Origin of the sequence: Gordonia sp. IITR100 (assembly GCF_002009645.1) — a bacterium.
Lineage (GTDB): Bacteria > Actinomycetota > Actinomycetes > Mycobacteriales > Mycobacteriaceae > Gordonia > Gordonia hongkongensis.
On sequence record NZ_MVKV01000010.1, the window covers coordinates 13,936 to 33,925 of the forward strand.

General features: G+C 69.3%; 15 protein-coding genes. 6 read left to right on the forward strand and 9 right to left on the reverse strand.

Going from position 1 to position 19,990, the window contains the following annotated elements; translation table 11 throughout:
- Window positions 1-41 precede the first annotated feature (41 nt).
- The 8 genes from pheT to infC all read right to left on the reverse strand — a co-directional run bounded on the left by pheT (window position 42) and on the right by infC (window position 10,055).
- Window positions 42-2,519 (reverse strand): phenylalanine--tRNA ligase subunit beta, encoded by a 2,478-nt coding sequence (gene pheT, locus B1818_RS14810; protein WP_078113157.1) that lies wholly within the window; start codon window positions 2,517-2,519, stop codon window positions 42-44.
- Between the two features lie 63 nt (window positions 2,520-2,582).
- Window positions 2,583-3,635 carry a phenylalanine--tRNA ligase subunit alpha gene (gene pheS / locus B1818_RS14815; protein ID WP_078113158.1) on the reverse strand — a complete coding sequence of 351 codons (1,053 nt, stop codon included), beginning with the start codon at window positions 3,633-3,635 and terminating at the stop codon, window positions 2,583-2,585.
- A gap of 124 nt (window positions 3,636-3,759) precedes the next feature.
- On the reverse strand, window positions 3,760-5,154 hold the full coding sequence (locus B1818_RS14820; RefSeq protein ID WP_078113159.1) for an acyltransferase family protein: 1,395 nt from the start codon (window positions 5,152-5,154) through the stop codon (window positions 3,760-3,762).
- Window positions 5,155-5,264: 110 nt separating this feature from the next.
- A complete protein-coding gene (locus B1818_RS14825) occupies window positions 5,265-7,745 on the reverse strand; it encodes a Tex family protein (protein WP_078113160.1) in 2,481 nt (826 codons plus the stop codon).
- A gap of 46 nt (window positions 7,746-7,791) precedes the next feature.
- A complete protein-coding gene (locus B1818_RS14830; protein ID WP_078113161.1) occupies window positions 7,792-8,601 on the reverse strand; it encodes an RNA methyltransferase in 810 nt (269 codons plus the stop codon).
- A 47-nt stretch (window positions 8,602-8,648) separates the two neighbouring features.
- Window positions 8,649-9,029, reverse strand: a complete 381-nt coding sequence (gene rplT, locus B1818_RS14835; protein ID WP_010844357.1) for a 50S ribosomal protein L20 — start codon at window positions 9,027-9,029, stop codon at window positions 8,649-8,651.
- Window positions 9,030-9,072: 43 nt separating this feature from the next.
- Complete coding sequence (gene rpmI, locus B1818_RS14840; protein WP_012834577.1) at window positions 9,073-9,267, reverse strand: 50S ribosomal protein L35; 195 nt, start codon at window positions 9,265-9,267, stop codon at window positions 9,073-9,075.
- Window positions 9,268-9,413: 146 nt separating this feature from the next.
- Window positions 9,414-10,055 carry a translation initiation factor IF-3 gene (gene infC, locus B1818_RS14845; protein ID WP_162540013.1) on the reverse strand — a complete coding sequence of 214 codons (642 nt, stop codon included), beginning with the start codon at window positions 10,053-10,055 and terminating at the stop codon, window positions 9,414-9,416.
- Between the two features lie 265 nt (window positions 10,056-10,320).
- Between infC and B1818_RS14850 the strand changes: the two genes are divergently transcribed.
- Entirely contained in the window at window positions 10,321-10,746 is a 426-nt protein-coding gene (locus tag B1818_RS14850; RefSeq protein ID WP_058253854.1) for a DUF1844 domain-containing protein, read from the forward strand.
- A 73-nt stretch (window positions 10,747-10,819) separates the two neighbouring features.
- Window positions 10,820-11,107 (forward strand): PspA domain-containing protein, encoded by a 288-nt coding sequence (locus tag B1818_RS14855; protein WP_078113163.1) that lies wholly within the window; start codon window positions 10,820-10,822, stop codon window positions 11,105-11,107.
- Window positions 11,108-11,220: 113 nt separating this feature from the next.
- Here the strand turns inward: B1818_RS14855 and uvrA are convergent, their stop codons facing one another.
- Window positions 11,221-14,103, reverse strand: coding sequence for an excinuclease ABC subunit UvrA (gene uvrA / locus B1818_RS14860; protein ID WP_068971019.1), 2,883 nt, complete (start codon window positions 14,101-14,103; stop codon window positions 11,221-11,223).
- A 241-nt stretch (window positions 14,104-14,344) separates the two neighbouring features.
- Between uvrA and B1818_RS14865 the strand changes: the two genes are divergently transcribed.
- The 4 genes from B1818_RS14865 (at window position 14,345) to B1818_RS14880 (ending at window position 19,516) form a co-directional block, all read left to right on the forward strand.
- The gene (locus B1818_RS14865; RefSeq protein WP_078113164.1) at window positions 14,345-15,043 is read left to right on the forward strand and encodes an MBL fold metallo-hydrolase; all 699 of its coding nucleotides are present in this window, start codon (window positions 14,345-14,347) and stop codon (window positions 15,041-15,043) included.
- 237 nt (window positions 15,044-15,280) lie between these two features.
- Window positions 15,281-16,375 (forward strand): DoxX family protein, encoded by a 1,095-nt coding sequence (locus tag B1818_RS14870; protein WP_068971017.1) that lies wholly within the window; start codon window positions 15,281-15,283, stop codon window positions 16,373-16,375.
- 106 nt (window positions 16,376-16,481) lie between these two features.
- Window positions 16,482-17,171, forward strand: coding sequence for a hypothetical protein (locus B1818_RS14875; protein ID WP_176455927.1), 690 nt, complete (start codon window positions 16,482-16,484; stop codon window positions 17,169-17,171).
- Window positions 17,168-19,516, forward strand: coding sequence for an AAA family ATPase (locus tag B1818_RS14880; protein WP_078113165.1), 2,349 nt, complete (start codon window positions 17,168-17,170; stop codon window positions 19,514-19,516). Before B1818_RS14875 ends, B1818_RS14880 begins: the two co-directional genes overlap by 4 nt.
- The last annotated feature ends 474 nt before the right edge of the window (window positions 19,517-19,990 follow it).

Here is a 19,990-nt window from a genome sequence, read left to right on the forward strand (position 1 = left end):
GGATGCAAATCAATTCACGGCGGGGTGACACGCCGTTGGGGTCAGCGGAGACGGGCCCCCACCCGCGCTGCGGCTGCGTCGACGGCGGCCAGCTTGGCCTCGTTGGCCTCGTCCTCGGTGAGGGTACGGTCCGGGGCGCGGAACCGCAGCGAGAACGTCAACGATTTGTTGCCCGCGCCGACCTGTTCACCGGTGAAGACGTCGAACAGTGCGATGTCCTCGAGCAGGTCGCCGGCCCCCTCACGAAGCGCCTTCTGGACGTCCGCAGCCGGGACCTCCCCTCCGACGACGACGTTGACGTCCTGCAGGACCGCGGGGAACACCGACACCGACGGCGCCGGGAGTCGCGCGTCCAAGGGCAGTGCGTCGATGTCGATCTCCACCGCGCAGGTCCGCTTCGGCAGATGGGCCCGCTCGAGCACCGCGGGGTGGAGTTCGCCGGCGTAACCGACCGTGCGGCCGTCGACCGTCAGCCGCGCGCAGCGGCCGGGATGCCATGGGCGCTGATCGTCGGCGGTGAGCTCGACGGTCACCCCCGCCGCGCGACCGATCGTGCGCGCCGCCTCGAAGGCATCGAGGTGGTCGGCGGCGCGTCCCGGACCCCAGGGGCCCGCGGGATCGCGCAGTCCGGTGAGGACGACGCCGACGTGCAGCGGCTGATGGGGCAGCGAGGCGTCGAGCGCCGCGATCTCCTCGTCGGTCGGGCGGCGCGTGACGTCGAGCGCGTCCACCGCGGCGACGTGATCGCCGGCGATGACGACCTGACCGATGGTGAACAGCGACAGATCCCGCTGACCGCGTGCGATGTTGCGGGCCGCCATCTCGAGGAGACCCGGGAGCAACGTCGTGTTGAGCTCGGGGCGATCGGATTCGAGTGGGTTGAGGACCTTCACGGTGCGCCGGCGCTCATCGTCGGCGGGCAGGTCCCAGAGGTCGAACACGCCGGCCGGCATGAACGGATACGGCAGGACCTCGACGTAGCCGTCGAGCGCGAGGGTGCGTCCCACGCTGCGCCTGCGTCGCTGAACCGGGGTGAGTCCGGTGCCGCCGGGCGCGCGCGGAACCACGGCGGGGATGTCCTCCAAGCCCTCCAGACGCAGGACCTCCTCGACCAGGTCGGCGCGTTGCCGCAGATCGGGTCGCCACGAGGGCGGGAACACGTCCAGCTCGTCGGTCCCGGTCACCACGCAACCGACCTCGGTCAGCCGCGTCAGGGTGGTTCCCGGCGGATAGCTGACGCCCGCGACCCGGTCCGGTTCGTCGGCAGCGATGGCGATGGTCGACCGGATCGGGGTCTGGACATGGGTCTCGGACAGCGGTGAGGCGATGCGTCCGCCGGCGATCTCGACGATCAGCCGGGCGGCGCGGTCGGAGGCCACCGCGGTGATCTCGGGGTCGACGATCCGCTCGAACCGCTTGCTGGCCTCGGAGGTCAGCTTGTGGCGCTTCGCGGTGCGGAAGACCCGAACCGGATCGAAGGTCGCCGACTCCAGCAGCACCGTCGTCGTCTCGGGACCCACCTCGGTGCTCGCGCCGCCCATGACACCGGCGAGGGCGATCGGTCCGGTCTCGTCGGCGATCAGCACATCCTCGGGGTCGAGGACGCGAACGGTGTCGTCGAGGGTGGTGAGCTTCTCCCCCGGCTGGGCCGACCGGACCGTGACGGCTCCAGTGACACGGTCGGCGTCGAAGGCGTGCAGCGGCTGACCGAGTTCGATCATGACGTAGTTGGTGATGTCGACGATCGCGGAGATGGGGCGGATACCGGCGACCATGAGCCGCTTCTGCATCCACCACGGGGAGATCGCGGTCGGGTCCACACCGGTGATGACCCGAGCGGTGTAACGCGTCGCGCCGGAGTTCTCGTCGATGGCGACCGGCCACGCCGGGGCCGACCCGTCGTCCGCCAGGTCCGCGGCCCGGAGTCCGGGATCGACGAACGGGACCCCGAAGCTGCCCGCGAGCTCGCGGCCCAGGCCGCGAACCGAGAACGCGTAGCCGCGGTCGGGGGTGACGTTGACGTCGATCGCCGCGTCGGCGAGTCCCAGCACCTCGCGGGCGTCCGCGCCCGGTTCGGCGGTCCCGGGCGCGAGCACGAGGATGCCGCTGTGATCGGTGCCGATACCCAGCTCGGAGACCGAGCAGATCATGCCGTCGGACACCCGGCCGTAGGTCTTGCGCGAGGCGATCTCGAAGGGACCGGGGAGCACGACCCCCGGCAGCGCGGCGACTATCAGGTCACCCTCGGTGAAGTTGCGTGCACCACAGACGATTCCGCGGGGCTCGTCCTCACCGACGGCGACCGTGCAGAACCGGATCGGCTTCTTGAACTCGGTGAGCTCCTCGATCGTCTCCACGCGACCGATCACCAGCGGTCCGGTGATCTCCGGGAACGCCTCGATGTCCTCGATCTCGAACCCGACACGGACGAAACCGGCGTCGATCTCATCGGTGGTCGCCGACCACTGCGGGTCGCCGGCGCGGAGGACCTCGGTGTACCAGGACTGTGGTGCACGCACTGTGTATCAACTACTTTCGTCGCGTCGTGAGGAGTCGTCGGGGCGGGATCTGCGCGGTGCCGGTCAGGCGGCCGGACCGAACGGGAGGGTGAACCGGATGTCCCCCTCGACCATGTCCCGCATGTCGGAGATGTCGTTGCGGAACTGCAGGGTGCGTTCCAGGCCCATCCCGAACGCGAATCCGGAGTACACATCCGGGTCGATACCGCTGGCGCGCAACACATTCGGGTTGACCATGCCGCAGCCGCCCCACTCGACCCAGCCGGGTCCGCCCTTCTTGGCGGGGAACCACACGTCGACCTCGGCGGAGGGTTCGGTGAACGGGAAGTAGCTCGCCCGCATGCGGGTCGTCGTCTCCGGGCCGAAGAGTGCCCGCGCGAAGGTCTCCAGGGTGCCCCGCAGGTTCGCCAGTGTGAGTCCCTTGTCGACGGCGAGTCCCTCGATCTGATGGAAGACCGGGGTGTGGGTGGCATCGAGCTCGTCGGTCCGGAACGTCCGGCCCGGGCACGCCACGTAGATGGGCAGGTCGCGGCTCAGCATCGAGCGCACCTGCACCGGCGAGGTGTGCGTCCGCAGGACCTGCCGCGATCCCTCGGGCGCGATGTAGAAGGTGTCCTGCATCGACCGGGCGGGGTGGTCGGGCAAGAAGTTGAGCGCGTCGAAATTGTAGTGCTCGGTTTCGACCTCCGGGCCCTCCGCGATCTCCCAGCCCATACCGACGAACACGTCGGCCACCTGCTCGGCGATGACGGTGATGGGATGTCGCGCACCCACCGGACGCCGGCCGCTCGGCAGGGTCACGTCGATCGATTCGGCGACGAGGACCGCCGCGTCCCGTTCGGCGTCGAGGACGGCGGTGCGCGCCTCCAGGGCCGCCGACACCCGGCCGCGCACCTGGTTGACCAGCTTGCCGGCTTCGGAACGCTCCTCTTTGGGGAGGGAACCAAGCGCGCGCCGGGCGAGTGCGATCGGCGAGCGATCACCGAGGTGCGCCGACTTGGCCGCGGCGAGCTGATCGAGGTCGGCCGCCGCCTCGAAGTCCTCGATGGCCGACGTCGCGGCCGCCTCGAGGTCGTCGGGTCCCGGGAATGCCGTTGCGTCGGCGGAAGTGGCCACGGTGGGCGTGCTCCTCGTGCGTCGATCGATGGATGGTCGGCATCGTCGTCGCGCTGTGCACGCCGACCCAACGGGCCGGCGGACACCTCCGGCGCCGACGATGACTCCCGTCGAGGGTAGTCGACTACCGCGGGGCGCTGACCTGCAGGGAGGCGTCGTCACCGGGAAGCCCTGGCGCTGCCGTCGGACGACCGGCGGGAACCGCGAGGCAACGCGAGCAGGTGGCACAGGCAAGGCCCATGATCAGCCACCACACACCGTCGCCGGTCAGACCGCCGCGCGCGAGCATCAGCACTGCCACGCCGAGCCCGGCCAGCGCCGTCAGCAGGGCCGCGTTCCGCACCGGTCCGCTGCGCCGGGCGACCGGTTCGTCCCACCACGGCAGGGACCGGTTCTCGAGTGGGGACAGGATCGCGACCACCGGGACCATGCCCGCGAGGAGCAACACGGTCTGCGCCCCGACGATCATCGGGAAGGACGCCGCGCCGACGTCGCCGCGGTCGATGCCGGCCGCGGCGCACAGACCGATGATCGCCGCGAGCACCGGCAGATGCCAGAGATACAGCGTCATCGCGCCCCGGTTGCCCAGCACCACCCACCACCAGACGCGCGGACGGTCGGCCACGACCGCGAGGAATCGGCGCACCGCGATCGCGCCCGCGCACAACACGATCGCGTGGCCGGCGAGCAGCAGGCTCGGCGGACTTATGTTGGACAGGTGCTGGCCCGGAACCGTCACGAGGGAGACCTCGTAGGGTCCCCACGTGACGAGGACGAGGTCGGCTGCCAGCGCACCGGCGGCCGCGAGGACGGCGAGCCCGGGCCGCAGGATCTTCTTGGCGTACGCGACCCCGAGGACCGCGGGGATCGTCCACACGGCGAGGAAGTTCAGGTAGCCGAGCGCTGCGGGGCCGTCCGTCAGTCGGACGGCGTCGACGATCGCCGTGCTCCCCCAACACACCGCCAGGGCGGCCAGCACACCACCGACGGACCGGAGGCGCTGCAGGAACGGGACCACCGCCAGCACGAGCAGGTAGGCGCCGAGGAACCACAGCAACTGCACCCCGAGACGCGCGACCACGTCGGCCGCCACCGTGGCACCGGTACCGGACAGGACGGCATACACGGCCGCGACGGCCCCGAGGTACCAGAACACCGGGCGCATCAACCGTTGTGTCCGGGCGACGAGCCACTGCCCGGCGGTCGGTGTGGCACCGTCGCCGCGCGAGGTCCAGCCGCGGGTCGCCGCGGCGGCACCGGCGAAGAAGAACAGCGGCAGCACCTGCAGCAGCCAGGTTGCCGGCTGCAGAGCGGGCACGTCGCCGAGTGTGTTGCCGAGATGAATCGAATCGTCGGTCGCCTCGACGGTGAGCATGATCGAGTGGCCGGCGACCACGACCGCCAGCGACATGATGCGGATCAGGTCGATGACGCGGTCGCGGTCCCCGGTGAGGGCGGAGAGTTCACGGGGCGTGGGCAGGCCGGTCGACGCCGACCGTCGCGAGACGATGCTGGGCATGGCGTCGAGTCTCGGCCGCGGCGACCGGCACGGCCTGAGGAAAACTACTCGCTCGGGGTCGGCAATCCCCGCACCCGCGAACACACAACCGGCCCGCCCGGGCCGCGACCCTACTTGCCGAAGCCGGCTCGCTTGAGCGCGTCGGCCATCGCCCCGCTGGGTGCCGGGCGTCGATCGTTCCGGTTCCCGCCTCGGTTGCCCTGTCCCTGAGCGCCCCGGCCCTGGCCGCCCGGGTTGCCCCGTCCGCCGCCACGCTGATCGTTCCTCCGCGGCTGATTGCCGCCGCCACGAGCACTGTCCTCCCGCCCCTGCCCGCGCGGCGCGCGGGAGGGTTTGCCGTCACTGCCCGGTTCGTCGTCGAGCCGCAGCGACAACCCGATGCGTTTGCGGTCGATGTCGACGTCCATGACCTTGACCTTCACGATGTCGCCGGACTTGACGACCTCGTGGGGATCGGAGACGAAGCGGTGTGCCATCGCCGAGACATGGACGAGGCCGTCCTGGTGCACGCCGACGTCGACGAACGCGCCGAAGGCGGCCACATTGGTGACCTGACCTTCGAGGACCATCCCCGGGGTCAGGTCGGAGACCTTCTCGATGCCCGTGGCAAACGTCGCGGTCTTGAACTCCGGCCGCGGGTCGCGCCCGGGCTTGTCGAGTTCGGCGATGATGTCGACCACGGTCGGACGACCGAACGTCTCGTCGACGAACTCCTCGGGTCGCAACTTGGTGAGGGTCGCGGTGTCGCCGATCAGCGACCGGACATCGGTGCCCACCTTGTCGAGGATGCGCGTGACGACCGGGTACGCCTCCGGGTGCACGCTCGACGCGTCGAGCGGATTGTCGCCCTCGGCGATGCGCAGGAAGCCGGCGCACTGCTCGAATGCCTTGGGGCCGAGCCTGGGCACCGCGGTGATCTGCTTGCGATCCCGGAACGCGCCATTGGTGTCACGGTGCGCGACAATCGATTCCGCGAGGCCCGCGGTGATGCCGGACACGCGGGACAGCAGCGGCACCGACGCGGTGTTCACGTCGACGCCGACCGCGTTCACCGCGTCTTCGACGACCGCCCCGAGTGAGCGCGCGAGCAGGGTCTCGGAGATGTCGTGCTGGTACTGCCCCACGCCGATCGACTTCGGATCGATCTTCACGAGCTCGGCGAGCGGATCCTGCAACCGGCGGGCGATCGAGACCGCGCCGCGGATGGAGACGTCGAGGTCCGGCAATTCCTTCGACGCGTACGCCGACGCCGAGTAGACCGAGGCACCCGCCTCGGACACGACGACGCTCGTCGGCGGCTTCTTGCCGGCCTCCTTGATCGCCGACAGGAGTTCGCCGGCGAGCGCATCGGTCTCGCGTGAGGCGGTGCCGTTGCCGATGGCAATGAGTTCGACGCCGTGCTTCTCGACGAGTGCGCCGAGCACGGCGAGCGAACCGGACTTGTCGCGCCGGGGCTCGTGCGGATAGATCGTCGCGTGGTCGACGACCCTGCCGGTCGCGTTCACCACTGCGACCTTCACGCCGGTGCGCAGACCGGGGTCGAGCCCCATCGTCGTACGGGACCCGGCGGGCGCGGCCAGCAGGAGGTCCTTGAGGTTCGTCGCGAACACCGCCACCGCGTCGGCCTCGGCGGCCTGACGCAGCCGCATCCGGACGTCGAGGGACAGCCCGACGAACAGCTTGGTACGCCATGCCCAGCGCACCGTGTCGGTGAGCCAGCGGTCGGCCGGACGCCCTTGATCGGCGATGCCGAACCGGGCGGCGATCCGCTGCTCGTACGGTCCGGGGCCGGCGGGCCGGTCGGCCGCTGCCGGATCGGCGTCGAGGGTGACCGACAGGATCTCCTCGCGCTCGCCGCGCAGCACGGCCAGCACCCGGTGCGACGGCAGCGAGGTGAACGGCTCGGAGAACTCGAAATAGTCGGCGAACTTGGCGCCGGCCGACTCCTTGCCGTCCCGAACCGTTGTGCGCAACACTCCGGTCTGCCACATCAGCTCACGGAGTTCGCCGACGAGGTCGGCGTCTTCGGCGAACCGCTCGACGGCGATCGCGCGGGCGCCGTCGAGCTGCTCGGCGGTGAAGGTCGCCGGGTCCGTCGTCGGGTCCGAGAGCAGTGCATCGGCCACCGGCTCGTGTCCGGCCTCGCGTGCGATCTGGGCCTTGGTGCGGCGCTTCGGCTTGTAGGGCAGGTAGATGTCCTCCAGGCGCGCCTTGGTGTCGGCCTCGAGGATGCGCGCATCGAGTGCGGCGTCGAGTTTGCCCTGCGCGGCGATGGATTCGCGGACGGCCTGGCGTCGGGCCTCGAGGTCGCGCAGGTAACCGAGACGCTCGTCGAGGGTACGCAGCTGCGCGTCGTCGAGGCCGTCGGTGGCCTCCTTGCGGTATCGGGCGACGAACGGAACCGTCGATCCGCCGTCGAGCAACTCGATCGCCGATCGCACCTGACCGGCGCCCACCCCGAGTTCGGTCGCGATCGCCGACGCGATGCGGGAGTTCACGACCGCGGGATCGGGCGCGGGCACCGTCTGGGGTGCCGCGGCCGGCGAGCCGGGGGTCGCGGGTGCGGGTTCGGGCGCGGAGTCGGGTGACACAGTTTCTGACACGATCGCCGACCCTACCGGCCGGCTCGGACAGCGGTCAGACGCGACCCGCCGCGCCGTGGACACGGGCGCTCTCGTACAGACAGATGGCCGCCGCGGCAGCGACATTCAGGCTCTCGGCGCGGCCACGGATGGGGATGGACACGCGGTGGTCGGCGGACCGCTGCACCTCGACCGACAGGCCGTGCGCCTCGTTGCCGAAGAGCCATGCGACGCGGCCGGAGAGGATGTCGCCCGCCGCGTCCAGGGCGACCTCGCCATCGGCCGCGGTCGCCAACAGGCTGATGCCGGACCCCCGGATGGCGTCGAGGGCGTCGTCGACGGCGCGCTCACGCACCACGGGCACCGTGAACACGCTTCCCGCGCTCGCACGGACGCACTTGCCGTTGTGGGGGTCGACGGCATCACCGAGCAGGATCACCGCGTCGGCGCCCATCGCGTCGGCGCAGCGGATGAGCGTGCCCGCGTTCCCGGGCTCCCGCGGCTCGACCGCGATCGCGAGGAGTCGCGGCCCGGCGGTGAGGACGGCGTCGAGCGGCACGTCGAGCAACGGGCAGATCGCGAAGATGCCCGCGGGCGTGGACGTCTCGGCCAGCTTCGACGCGGCGCGGCCGGTGATCACCGACACCGGGACGCCAGCCGCCGCGGCGGTCTCGGCGAGATCGCGATGACGGAACTGCTCGTCGTCAGCGACCAGGACCGCCTCGGCCCGTCCGACGGCCAGCGCCGAGGCGACGGCATTGGCACCTTCGGCGACGAAGCGACCCTGGTCGCGCCGCTCGGCCGCGCGATGAAGCTTCGCATACGACACGACCCGCGAGGATCGCTCGGACAGGACCTCCGTCATCGGAGGTTCTTCCGCGCGACTCGCGGGTCGTGGGTGCTGGTGCGCAATCAGGCAGCCGGCGCGTTGACGTCGGCCGGCAGTGCCTTGCGGGCGACCTCGACCAGACCGGTGAAGGCCTCGGGATCGGTCACGGCGATGTCGGCGAGCACCTTGCGGTCGACCTCGACACCCGCGGCCTTGAGGCCCTGGATGAGTCGGTTGTAGGTGATGTCGTTGGCGCGGGCCGCGGCGTTGATACGCGAGATCCACAGCTTGCGGAACTCACCCTTGCGCGCGCGACGGTCGCGGTAGGCGTAGTTCAGCGAGTGGAGCTGCTGCTCCTTCGCCTTGCGGTAGAGGCGCGACCGCTGTCCGCGGTAGCCCTTCGAGGCCTCGAGGGTGGACCGACGCTTCTTCTGGGCGTTGACGGCCCTTTTCACGCGTGCCATGTGTTAGATCCTTTTGCTTGTCAGATGTCTGGGGTCGCTGGCGTCAGCGGTTGAGCAGTCGCTTGATGCGCGGGGCGTCGTTCTCGCTGACGACGGTGGTGCCGTCGAGACGACGGGTGCGCCGAGACGACTTGTGCTCGAGCAGGTGGCGGCGGTTGGCCTTCTGGCGGACGATCTTTCCGCTGCCGGTCACCTTGAAGCGCTTCGCGGTGCCCTTGTGGGTCTTGCTCTTCGGCATGTTCTTCCTTCTCTCGGGCGAACTCGGGCACCGGACCCGGCGAGGTCCGGTGTGTACCCGTGTTCGCGTGTCGTGATCTCGGCCGGAGCGGTTCGGACTCTCGTCCGGCCGATCGACTCAGTTCTCGTCCGCTCAGTTCTCGCGGATCAGCTCGCGTCTGGGGCGGCCTTCGGGCCACCGGAACGCTCACGGCTCTCTTGCGCCTTCTGGCGGGTCTTCGCACCCTTGTGCGGCGCGAGGACCATCGTCATGTTGCGGCCGTCCTGCTTGGCCGAGGTCTCGACGAAGCCGTAGTCGGCGACATCGTTGCCCAGGCGCTGCAACAGTCGGTAGCCGAGCTCGGGGCGGGACTGCTCGCGGCCGCGGAACATGATGGTGACCTTCACCTTGGATCCCGCTTCGAGGAACCGGATGACGTGACCCTTCTTGGTCTCGTAATCGTGGTCGTCGATCTTGGGACGGAGCTTCTGCTCCTTGATGACGGTCATCTGCTGGTTGCGACGCGATTCGCGCTGCTTCTGGGCCGCTTCGTACTTGAACTTGCCGTAGTCCATGATCTTGCAGACCGGCGGACGGGCGTCCGGGGCCACCTCGACCAGGTCGAGATCGGCCTCGTAGGCCAAGCGAAGCGCATCTTCAACACGCACGATGCCCACCTGCTCCGAGTTGGGTCCGACGAGTCGGACCTCAGGGACGCGGATGCGCTCGTTGATGCGGGTCTCAGTGCTGATGGGGCCTCCTTGTTCAATCCTGCAGTGGTAACCGTCGCGTCGTGGCGAGGGACGTATGCAAGAGAACCTGCGGGACACCTCAGCAAGGAAGCCCCGGGACTGATGTCCGCGGGGCTCCGATACCGACCGGTTCGTCCACGCGTGCCAGTGCTGACACACGCTGCCGACGACATGCAGCTCAGCATCGAGAGATGCGATCTGCGACGATCGGCGTGAACCGGACCGTGCAACTGCGAGAACCTCGCGTCGAACGGTGGGAGCGGAACTCCACTTACGACCCCGGCGCATACCAGGGCGGTCGTGCTATGGGAGTCTAACAGCCATGGCCGAGAACTCCTATTCGTCACCTGCACCGTTACCCCCGGAGGGTGCGACGGGCGATGGCGCCGACCTGGGAGATGCGGCGCACACCGATCCCGACAACGTCCGTGACCTGGGCGATATTCCGGCCATCGAGGTCATCACCCGATCCATCGTCATGCTGATGAGCGCGGCGGCCGAGAAGCTCGGCCTGGCCGAGGGGACCCCGGCCGACCGGATCGACCTGCCCGAGGCCCGCACCCTGATCACCGCCCTGGCCGGCATCGTCGACGCGTCGAAAGCCGATCTCGGCATCCACGCCGCGCCCATCCGCGACGGCCTCAAAGGGCTGCAGCTGGCGTTCCGGGAGGCCAGTGCATACCCGGACGAGCCCGGCGAGGGCCCGGGCGAGAAGTACACCGGCCCGGTTCGCGCGCCTCGGCGGTAGTGGCCTCGACACGCGGCGGCCTCGCTCCGCTCGGCCGGCGCTGCTCGACCAGCGGAGGGCCTACGCTGGACCCATGACGAATGCCGAGGAGCCCGGACGGTCCGACGAGATCATCGATGCGGAGATCGTGCCGACCGGCCCGGTGCCCGGAGCGGTTCCCGATCCGGATTACTCCGACAGCGGCGTCCCGACCTTCGACTTCGTGCGCGACAAGATCGAGAACCGCATCACCACCGCGATCGGGTCGCAGGAGCTGGCGGAGGCGAGCGCCGAAGGCCAGTCCGTCGACGAGATGATGCGCAAACGCGACGAGGCCGCGAAGAAGCGACTCGAGGAGATCCGCAAGTCGATGGGTTCGTAGCGCACTCCCCCGCCGCGCATTCCCCCTCAGAACACGCAAATCGCCACTCCCGTTGACGTCTGCCGCGGTAACCGGCGCTCCTGCAACGGAAGTGGCGATTCGCGTTCGGTGGCTCAGCCCACCGACGCCACCGCGTGGTCGATGTCGACGATCTCGGCCAGGAATTTGCCGGTGTGACTGCCCGGAGTCGCGGCGATGTCCTCCGGAGTACCTTCGCCGACCACGGTTCCACCACCCGCGCCACCCTCGGGTCCCATGTCGATGACCCAGTCGGCGGTCTTGATGACATCGAGGTTGTGCTCGATCACGATGACCGTGTTGCCCTTGTCGACCAGGCCGTTGATCACGGCGAGCAGCTTCTTGATGTCCTCGAAGTGCAGACCGGTGGTCGGCTCGTCGAGGATGTAGACCGTCCGGCCCATCGACCGCTTCTGCAATTCAGCCGCCAGCTTCACGCGCTGTGCCTCACCGCCGGACAGCGTCGGCGCCGGCTGCCCGAGCCGGACATAGCCCAGACCGACGTCGACAAGTGTCTTCAGGTAGCGATGGATCGAGGTGACGGGCTCGAAGAAGTCGGCGGCCTCCTCGATCGGCATGTCGAGCACCTCGGAGATGGTCTTGCCCTTGTAGTGCACCTCGAGGGTCTCGCGGTTGTACCGCGCGCCGTGACAGACCTCGCACGGGACGTACACGTCCGGCAGGAAGTTCATCTCGATCTTGATCGTGCCCTCACCGGTGCACGCCTCGCAGCGGCCGCCCTTGACGTTGAACGAGAACCGCCCCGGTTGATAGCCGCGGACCTTCGCCTCGGTCGTCGCCGCGAACAACGTGCGGATCTTGTCGAAGACACCGGTGTAGGTGGCCGGGTTCGACCGCGGGGTGCGCCCGATCGGCGACTGGTCGACCTGCACGAGCTTGTCCAGGTTGTCCAGGCCCTTGATGCGGGTGTGACGCCCGGGCACCTGACGCGCGCCGTTGAGCTTGTTGGCGAGCACGGTGGCCAGGATGTCGTTGACGAGCGTCGACTTGCCCGACCCCGAGACACCGGTGACCGCGGTCATCACGCCGAGCGGGAACGACACGTCAATGCCACGGAGATTGTGTTCCCGTGCGCCGACGACCGTCAGCTGGCGCTTGCGATCGATCGGCCGCCGGATGTCCGGCACCGGCAGGGTGTCGCGACCGGCGAGGTAAGCACCGGTCAGCGACTTCCGGTTCTTCAGCAGGTCCTTGTAACTGCCGCTGTGCACCACGTGCCCGCCGTGCTCCCCGGCACGGGGCCCGATGTCGACGATCCAATCGGCGGCGCGGATGGTGTCCTCGTCGTGTTCGACGACGATCAGTGTGTTGCCCAGATCCCGAAGCCGCGTCAACGTGTCGATGAGTCGGCGGTTGTCGCGCTGGTGCAGACCGATCGACGGCTCGTCGAGAACATAGAGGACGCCCGCGAGACCCGAACCGATCTGGGTGGCCAGGCGGATGCGCTGCGCCTCACCGCCCGACAACGAACCCGCGGCGCGCTCGAGCGACAGGTACTCGAGTCCGACGTCGAGCAGGAAGCGGATGCGGGCCTGGACCTCCTTGAGGACCCGTCCCGCGATCGCGGCCTGCCGGGAGTCGAGCCGCAGTTGGTCGAGGAAGTCGGCGCAATCGGCGACCGACAGGGCGCACACCTCGGCGATCGACTTCGGCCCGAACTCCGGGTGGTCGAGCGTGACGGCGAGGATCTCCGGGCGCAGGCGCGCACCCTGACAGGCAGGACACGGCACGTCCCGCATGTAGCCCTCGTACCGCTCCTTCATCTGCTCGGACTCGGTCTGGTCCATGCGGCGCGCGAGGAACGAGAGCACGCCCTCGAACTCGGTGTAGTACGAGCGGGTGCGGCCGTACCGGTTGCGGAACTTGACGTGGACCTGGTGGTCGCTGCCGTTGAGCAGGGCCCTGCGCGCCTTGATCGGCAGCTTCTTCCAGGGCGTGTTGATGTCGAACTTCATCTGATCGGCCAGACCGGACATCAACCGGAGGAAGTAATCGGCGTTGTGCCCGGTCGACCACGGCGCGATGGCACCCTCGGCGAGCGACATCTCCGGGTCGGGCACGACGAGCTCCTCGTCGACCTCCTTGCGGATGCCGAGCCCGTCGCATTCCGGGCATGCGCCGTACGGCGAGTTGAACGAGAACGACCGCGGTTCGAGGTCGTCGATCGCGATCGGATGCGCATTCGGGCAGGCCATCCGCTCCGAGAAGCGGCGCTCGCGTTCCGGGTCGTCCTCCTCGAGGTCGACGAAGTCGAGCACGATGATGCCGTCGGCCAGACGCAGACCGGTCTCGACCGAATCCGTCAGGCGCTGCTTGGCGCTGGCCTTGACGACCAGGCGGTCGACGACCACCTCGATGTCGTGCTTCTCCTGTTTCTTCAGCTTCGGCGGATCGGTCAGCTGATGGACGACGCCGTCGATGCGGGCGCGGGAGAAGCCCTGGGTCTGGAGCTCGGCGAAGAGGTCGACGAACTCTCCCTTGCGGGTACGCACGACCGGCGCGAGCACCTGGAAGCGCGTGCCCTCGTCCATCGCGAGCACCTGATCCACGATCTGCTGGGGTGTCTGCTTGGCGATGGGCTCGCCGCAGATCGGGCAGTGCGCCTTGCCGGCGCGGGCGTAGAGGAGACGGAGGTAGTCGTAGACCTCGGTGATGGTGCCGACGGTCGACCGGGGATTGCGGTTGGTCGACTTCTGATCGATGGACACCGCGGGCGAGAGGCCCTCGATGAAGTCCACATCCGGCTTGTCCATCTGCCCGAGGAACTGCCTCGCATAGGCGGACAGTGACTCCACGTAGCGCCGCTGCCCCTCCGCGAAGATCGTGTCGAAGGCGAGGGATGACTTGCCCGATCCCGACAACCCCGTGAAGACGATGAGGCTGTCCCGGGGCAGGTCGACATCGATGCCGCGCAGATTGTGTTCGCGGGCACCTCGGACGATCAGACGATCAACCACTGCAGTCCTTACATTCTCGAGTCACAGGGCGCACAGACGGCGCACGGGCACAGTACCGACGGCCACCGACAAAAACGTCGCCATGCACTCGCCCCGGGGAGATTCGGAGTCCGACGACCGGGCGATCGGTCTCGCCGCCCGCGTGTCATCGCCGAACCGATGGTCCAGGATACGCGCGCCACGCCGGGTTTCATGGTCGCGACCGTCACATTCCGGCTGCCCGCTGTCATAGCCTGTCGGCATGACCTCCCCAGCGACACCGATCAGCGACGACTACACCGGCGACCTCTCCGAGTCGAAGACCCCACAGCGCCGCACGCTGTCGTCGGCCACCATCGTCAAGCTGTCCGTCGGCCCGATGGACAACAACGTCTACCTGGTGACCTCGCGTGCGACGGGCGATCAGCTGATCATCGACGCGGCCAACGACGCGGAGACGATCACCGAGGTCTTGTCGGCCGTCGAGGGAACGCCGAAGCTCATCTTCACGACGCACCAGCATTTCGATCACTGGCAGGCCCTGGCCGCCGTCACCGAGTCCACCGGGGTGCCGACCGCGGCGGGGCGCCTCGACGCCGATGAACTGCCCGTCACCCCCGACCGCCTCGTCGACGACGGTGACGTCCTCGAGGTCGGCGACCTCAGTTTCGAGGCCATCCACCTCGTCGGGCACACCCCGGGATCGATCGCTCTCGCGCTCACCGACGTCGACGACAGCGGCGAGCGAACCGTGCACCTCTTCACCGGTGACTGCCTCTTCCCCGGCGGGATCGGCAAGACCTGGAAGCCGGAGGACTTCGACACCCTCCTCACGGACGTCTCGACGAAGCTGTTCGACCGCTTCGACGACTCGACCATCGTTTACCCCGGCCACGGCAAGGACACCACTCTGGGCGCCGAGCGCGGGTCACTACCCGAATGGCGTGAGCGCCGCTGGTGATCCGGAAGCTGGCGACGCCGGTCGACTCCCGAGTGTTTGGTCGCCGTCGCGGGCGGTTACCTGTTCCTCGGATCGTTCGGCGAGTCGTGACCCGCGATGCCCGTAGGTACGCAAACCGGTCACGGCACGCCGAGTGACCTGCAGATTCGTTGCGACAGGGTAGCGTTGAACGGGCCAGAAACGCGCTTCACCCGACGGATCTCGATAGCCAAACCCGACTGAAGAAGGTTGTGACCGATGATTCTCCGCCGTATAGCCCGTCCGCTCCTCGCCTCGGCGTTCGTCGCCAGCGGCGTGGACGCCATCCGGAGCCCCAAACCGATCGCGCAGTCCGCCGAGCCGGTCGTGGACAAGGCCCGGTCGTCGCTCCCGCCCGAGGTGGCCGGCCGGATCCCGGAGAACACCGAGACCCTGGTGCAGATCAACGCCGCCGCCCAGATCGGCGGCGGAATCCTGCTCGCCACCGGCAAGTTCCCGCGCGTGGCGTCCGTCGTCCTGGCCGGCACCCTGATCCCGACGACGGCAGCGGGCACCGACTTCTGGAACGAGGCCGACCCGGTCAAGAAGGAAGCCCAGCGCAACGCGTTCATCAAGAACGTCGGCCTGCTCGGCGGAGTCCTGTTGGCGGCGGTCGACACCGAGGGCAAGCCGTCGCTCGCGTGGCGCGGCCGTCAGAAGGCATCCGCTGTGGCCGCGGCGCTGCCGATCGGTGCCGCCGCCGGGTCGTCGACCTGGGAGCACCTCGTCGAGCGCACCCACGACGGCGCCGAGATCGTCTCCGAGCGGTCCGCCGACGCCGCGGCGAAGTTCCGCGAGCACGCACCCGAGATTGCCGAGGCCGCGCAGAAGCGCTCCCTCGAGCTGGCCGGCAAGGCCGCCGAGACCGCCTCCGATGTCGCGGATCGCATCAAGGACCGCGCTCCGGTCGTCGCCGACGCGGCTCTCCACCGGTCGTCGGAGCTCGCCGACACGGCGCTCGCGCGTTCGTCTGATCTCGCCGAGACCGCGCGCAAGCGGGGCCCGAAGCTCGTGAAGGAAGCGCAGAAGCGAGCCGAGAAGGCTCAGAAGCAGGCCGCGAAGGCGCAGAAGCAGGCGAAGAAGAAGGCTCCGAAGATCGCCGATTCGGCCCGCGACCGCGCGTCCGATCTCGCCGACACCGCCCGCAAGCGCGCACCGGAGTTCGCCGACGTGGCACGCGATCGGTCCGCCGAACTCGCCGACGTCGCCCGCGCACGGTCGGCCGAGCTCGCCGAGACCGCACGCCAGCTCGCCGCAGCTGCCGAGGACTCCGCCGAGCAGAGTCGCAAGCGTCTGCGCAAGGCACGTCGCTGATCCCTCGGGGTCTCCACGCGCACGAGCAACAGATACGAGCACGACCCTGAGCACAACCGATCTCACGACCACGGACGCGGTGCACCCGCCAGAGGATTATCCCTGGGTGCCCGCGTCCGCGGGGCTGAGAGAGGCCTCGCTGCACGAGATGACGCTCGCGGGTCCGCCGTTCGGGACGGTCCCGTCGGTGGGCTCGCGGCTCGTGGTAGCGGTCGGGTCGAATGCCGCCCCCGACGTTCTCCGTCGCAAGCTCGCCCACGTTCCGTCGACGGACCGGATCTGCCTCCGCACGGTCCGCGTCACGAACATCACAGTCGGCCATTCCGCCCATGTAGCGGCCCGGGGATACATTCCGGCCGCACCGATCCTCGCAGGTGAGGGCGCGATCACGACGACCGCGGCCTGGCTGGGTCCCACCCACATCGATGCTCTCGACGCCACCGAACCCAACTATGATCGACAGACAGTGACTACGCGCGACCACCCCGTTCTCGGCCGTCCCTCTCCCCTCCTTCCGGACGAGTGGACCCCGCCTGCGACCTTCGACCTGTACGTGTCCCGGCACGGCGTCCTCGCCGACCCGGTCACCGGTGACCCCGTCCCCTTCGGCGCACAGACCGACGTTCTCGAGTGGCTGTCCCGCCGACTCGACGACGAGACACTCGCCGACCCGGCGTCACAGGTCTGCCGCCGCTTGTCCGCCGACCCCCGCGCGATGACCGCCCGCATCCGGGCCGCCGGACTGGCCCGGTCCCACGGGTCCCGCGCACCGCTGTCGATCGGGGACGGCCGATGACCGCCCTCTCGCCGGACGCCGACCCCCGCGTGGACGAGGAACAACGGCACCTCGACCGCGTGTACGGCAGGCTGGACCGGATGCGTCGGACCACCCAGCGTCGGTTGTCGTCGACGCTCTCCGAACGCGGCGGCACACCGCAGGCGCTGTCCGAACGCGAGTCCTACGAGCGGATGTACAACGAGGATCTCGCCAAATTCGATGCCGCCGAACACAATCTGTATTTCGGTCGTCTCGACCTCGAGGACGGCGAGATCCGGCGCATCGGACGCATCGGTGTCCTCGACGACGGTTTCGCCGACGACGGCGAACTCGACGCCACCGCCACCGACGCCACCCTGCTGCTGGACTGGCGCGCGCCGCTGGCCCGGCCGTTCTATCTGGCGACGCCCGCCGCGCCCGAGGACGTCGCGCGCCGTCGCCATATCCGGACCCGCAGCCGCAAGGTCCGCGGGGTGAGCGATGAGTCCCTGACCGCAGGCGATGCGCTGCTCGACGACTTCGGACACGGCGACGTCGTCAACGAGTCGGCTCTTGTCGCGGCCCTCAACGCCGCCCGCACCGGCGAGATGACCGACATCGTCGAGACGATCCAGCGCGAGCAGGACCTGATCATCCGGTCGACGCATCGCGGGGTCACCGTCATCCAGGGCGGCCCCGGAACCGGCAAGACCGCCGTGGCGCTGCACCGAGCCGCCTACCTGCTCTACACACATCGCGAGAACCTCTCGCGCAGCGGCATTCTCATCATCGGACCCAACGACGACTTCCTGAACTACATCGGCCAGGTGCTGCCCTCGCTGGGCGAGTCCGGCGTGCTCCTCTCGACCATCGGGGACCTGTTCCCCGGCGTCCGCGCGGGCACCGCCGACCCGCGGACGACCGCCGCGGTCAAGGGCGGACTGCGCATGGTCGACGTCCTCAAGCGGGCGGTGCGTGCCCAACAGTCGCTGCCGTCCCGGCCCGAGGCAGTCGATTTCGACAGCTACACCGTCGAGATCGACTCGGCCCTGGTCAAGGCCGCGCGCGCCAAGGCCCGCGCGACTCGACGCGCCCACAATCTCTCGCAGAACGCCTTCCTGAAGGCGGGACTCGCCGAACTCGCGGCGCGGCACGCGGCGGCCATCGGATCGAGCCTGCTCGACGGTTCGCAGTTGCTCAGCCCCGCCGACATCGCCGACATCCGCGACGACATGAGCCGCGATCCCGACATCCGTGCCGCGTTGCTGCGGTACTGGCCGACGCTGACCCCGCAGGCCCTGCTTCGCGACCTGCTCGGCGACGAACGCGCGATCCGCAAGGCCACCCCGGGTTGGACGGACGCCGATCGTGCGGCGCTGCACCGTCCGTCGCGCCCTGCCACGACGTCGGGCGCGGACTTCTCGCCTGCCGACGTCCCATTGCTGGACGAACTCGCCGAGCTGATCGGTTACGGCACCGAGGACGCGGAGCGGGCCGAACGCGCACGCTGGCGTCGCCAGTTGGCCGAGGCGCAGGACGCACTGGACATCCTGACCGGCTCGGCGCCGCAGGACCTCGAGGACGAACTCGATCCCGAGATCCTGATGGCCTACGACCTGATCGACGCAGAACAGCTCGCGTCCCGCCAGACCGAGACACGACGCGCCACGACGGCCGAACGTGCCTACGGCGACCGCACCTGGACGTTCGGCCACGTCATCGTCGACGAGGCCCAAGAGCTCTCCCCCATGTCCTGGCGGATGGTGATGCGACGCATCCCGAATCGGTGGATGACGATCATCGGCGACACCGCTCAGACATCCGACGAGGCGGGCACGCGCTCGTGGGCCGAGGTCCTGGAGCCGTATGTCGCGAAGCGCTGGCAGTTCAAAGAGCTGTCGGTCAACTACCGGACCCCGAGCGAGATCATGGAGTACGCCGCGCGCGTCCTCGACGAGATCGGCAACGGCGAGAAGGCCCCGACCTCGTTGCGCAGCAACGGGATCGAGCCGGTGGCGCTGCGGGCGGACAACGACTCCCCGCGGAGCATCGCCGACGCCGTCCTCCGAGCCGTCGGGCTCGCCGAACCCGACGGCCTCACCGCCGTCGTGGTCCCCGATCACCTGCACGACGCGATCGACGCGGCGCTGGCGCCGGATTGCTTCACGCTCCCCGACCGGGAGCCACCCCGGGTGTACACGGTGCGGAGCTGTAAGGGCCTGGAGTTCGACACGACCATCGTCGTCGAGCCCGCTGCGATCATCGACCAGTCACCACGCGGGCTCAGCGACCTGTACGTCGCCCTCACCCGGGCGACCCAGCGACTCGTCGTCGTCCATCGGGACGACCTCCCCGACGCCCTCGCGGATCTGCCGGCCGGCTGAGGGCGCGCGATCCCCGCTCCGCTCCCGGTTGATGCGACCTGCCGACCCGGTTACTGCGAAAGCACTCGTTGTGATCGGAGCGGCCCAATTACTGCTCCCTGAGGAGGCCGGAGCTTGCGGAGGCCGTCACGAAGGGTCTTGGCGAGACGGGTTGCGAAGACCCTTCGTGACGCGCCCTCCGCAAGCTCCGGGCGCTCCTCAGGGAGCGGGGGTCGGCCGCGCCCTCCGCAAGCTCCGGGCGCTCCTCAGGGAGCGGGGGTCGGCCGCGCCCTCCGCAAGCTCCGGGCGCTCCTCAGGGAGCGGGGGTCGGCCGCGCCCTCCGCAAGCTCCGGGCGCTCCTCAGGGAGCGGGGGTCGGCCGCGCCCTCCGCAAGCTCCGGGCGCTCCTCAGGGAGCGGGGGTCGGCCGCGCCCTCCGCAAGCTCCGGGCGCTCCTCAGGGAGCGGGGGTTGGCCGCGCCCGCCGCAAGCTCCGGC

Coding starts and splice junctions, on each gene's coding strand:
- rpmI (WP_012834577.1), bottom strand. CDS start 9,267: ATGCCGAAGAGCAAGACCCACAAGGGCACCGCGAAGCGCTTCAAGGTG.
- B1818_RS14820 (WP_078113159.1), bottom strand. CDS start 5,154: ATGCCCAGCATCGTCTCGCGACGGTCGGCGTCGACCGGCCTGCCCACG.
- B1818_RS14830 (WP_078113161.1), bottom strand. CDS start 8,601: ATGACGGAGGTCCTGTCCGAGCGATCCTCGCGGGTCGTGTCGTATGCG.
- B1818_RS14870 (WP_068971017.1), top strand. CDS start 15,281: ATGATTCTCCGCCGTATAGCCCGTCCGCTCCTCGCCTCGGCGTTCGTC.
- B1818_RS14865 (WP_078113164.1), top strand. CDS start 14,345: ATGACCTCCCCAGCGACACCGATCAGCGACGACTACACCGGCGACCTC.
- B1818_RS14880 (WP_078113165.1), top strand. CDS start 17,168: ATGACCGCCCTCTCGCCGGACGCCGACCCCCGCGTGGACGAGGAACAA.
- B1818_RS14855 (WP_078113163.1), top strand. CDS start 10,820: ATGACGAATGCCGAGGAGCCCGGACGGTCCGACGAGATCATCGATGCG.
- rplT (WP_010844357.1), bottom strand. CDS start 9,029: ATGGCACGCGTGAAAAGGGCCGTCAACGCCCAGAAGAAGCGTCGGTCC.
- B1818_RS14850 (WP_058253854.1), top strand. CDS start 10,321: ATGGCCGAGAACTCCTATTCGTCACCTGCACCGTTACCCCCGGAGGGT.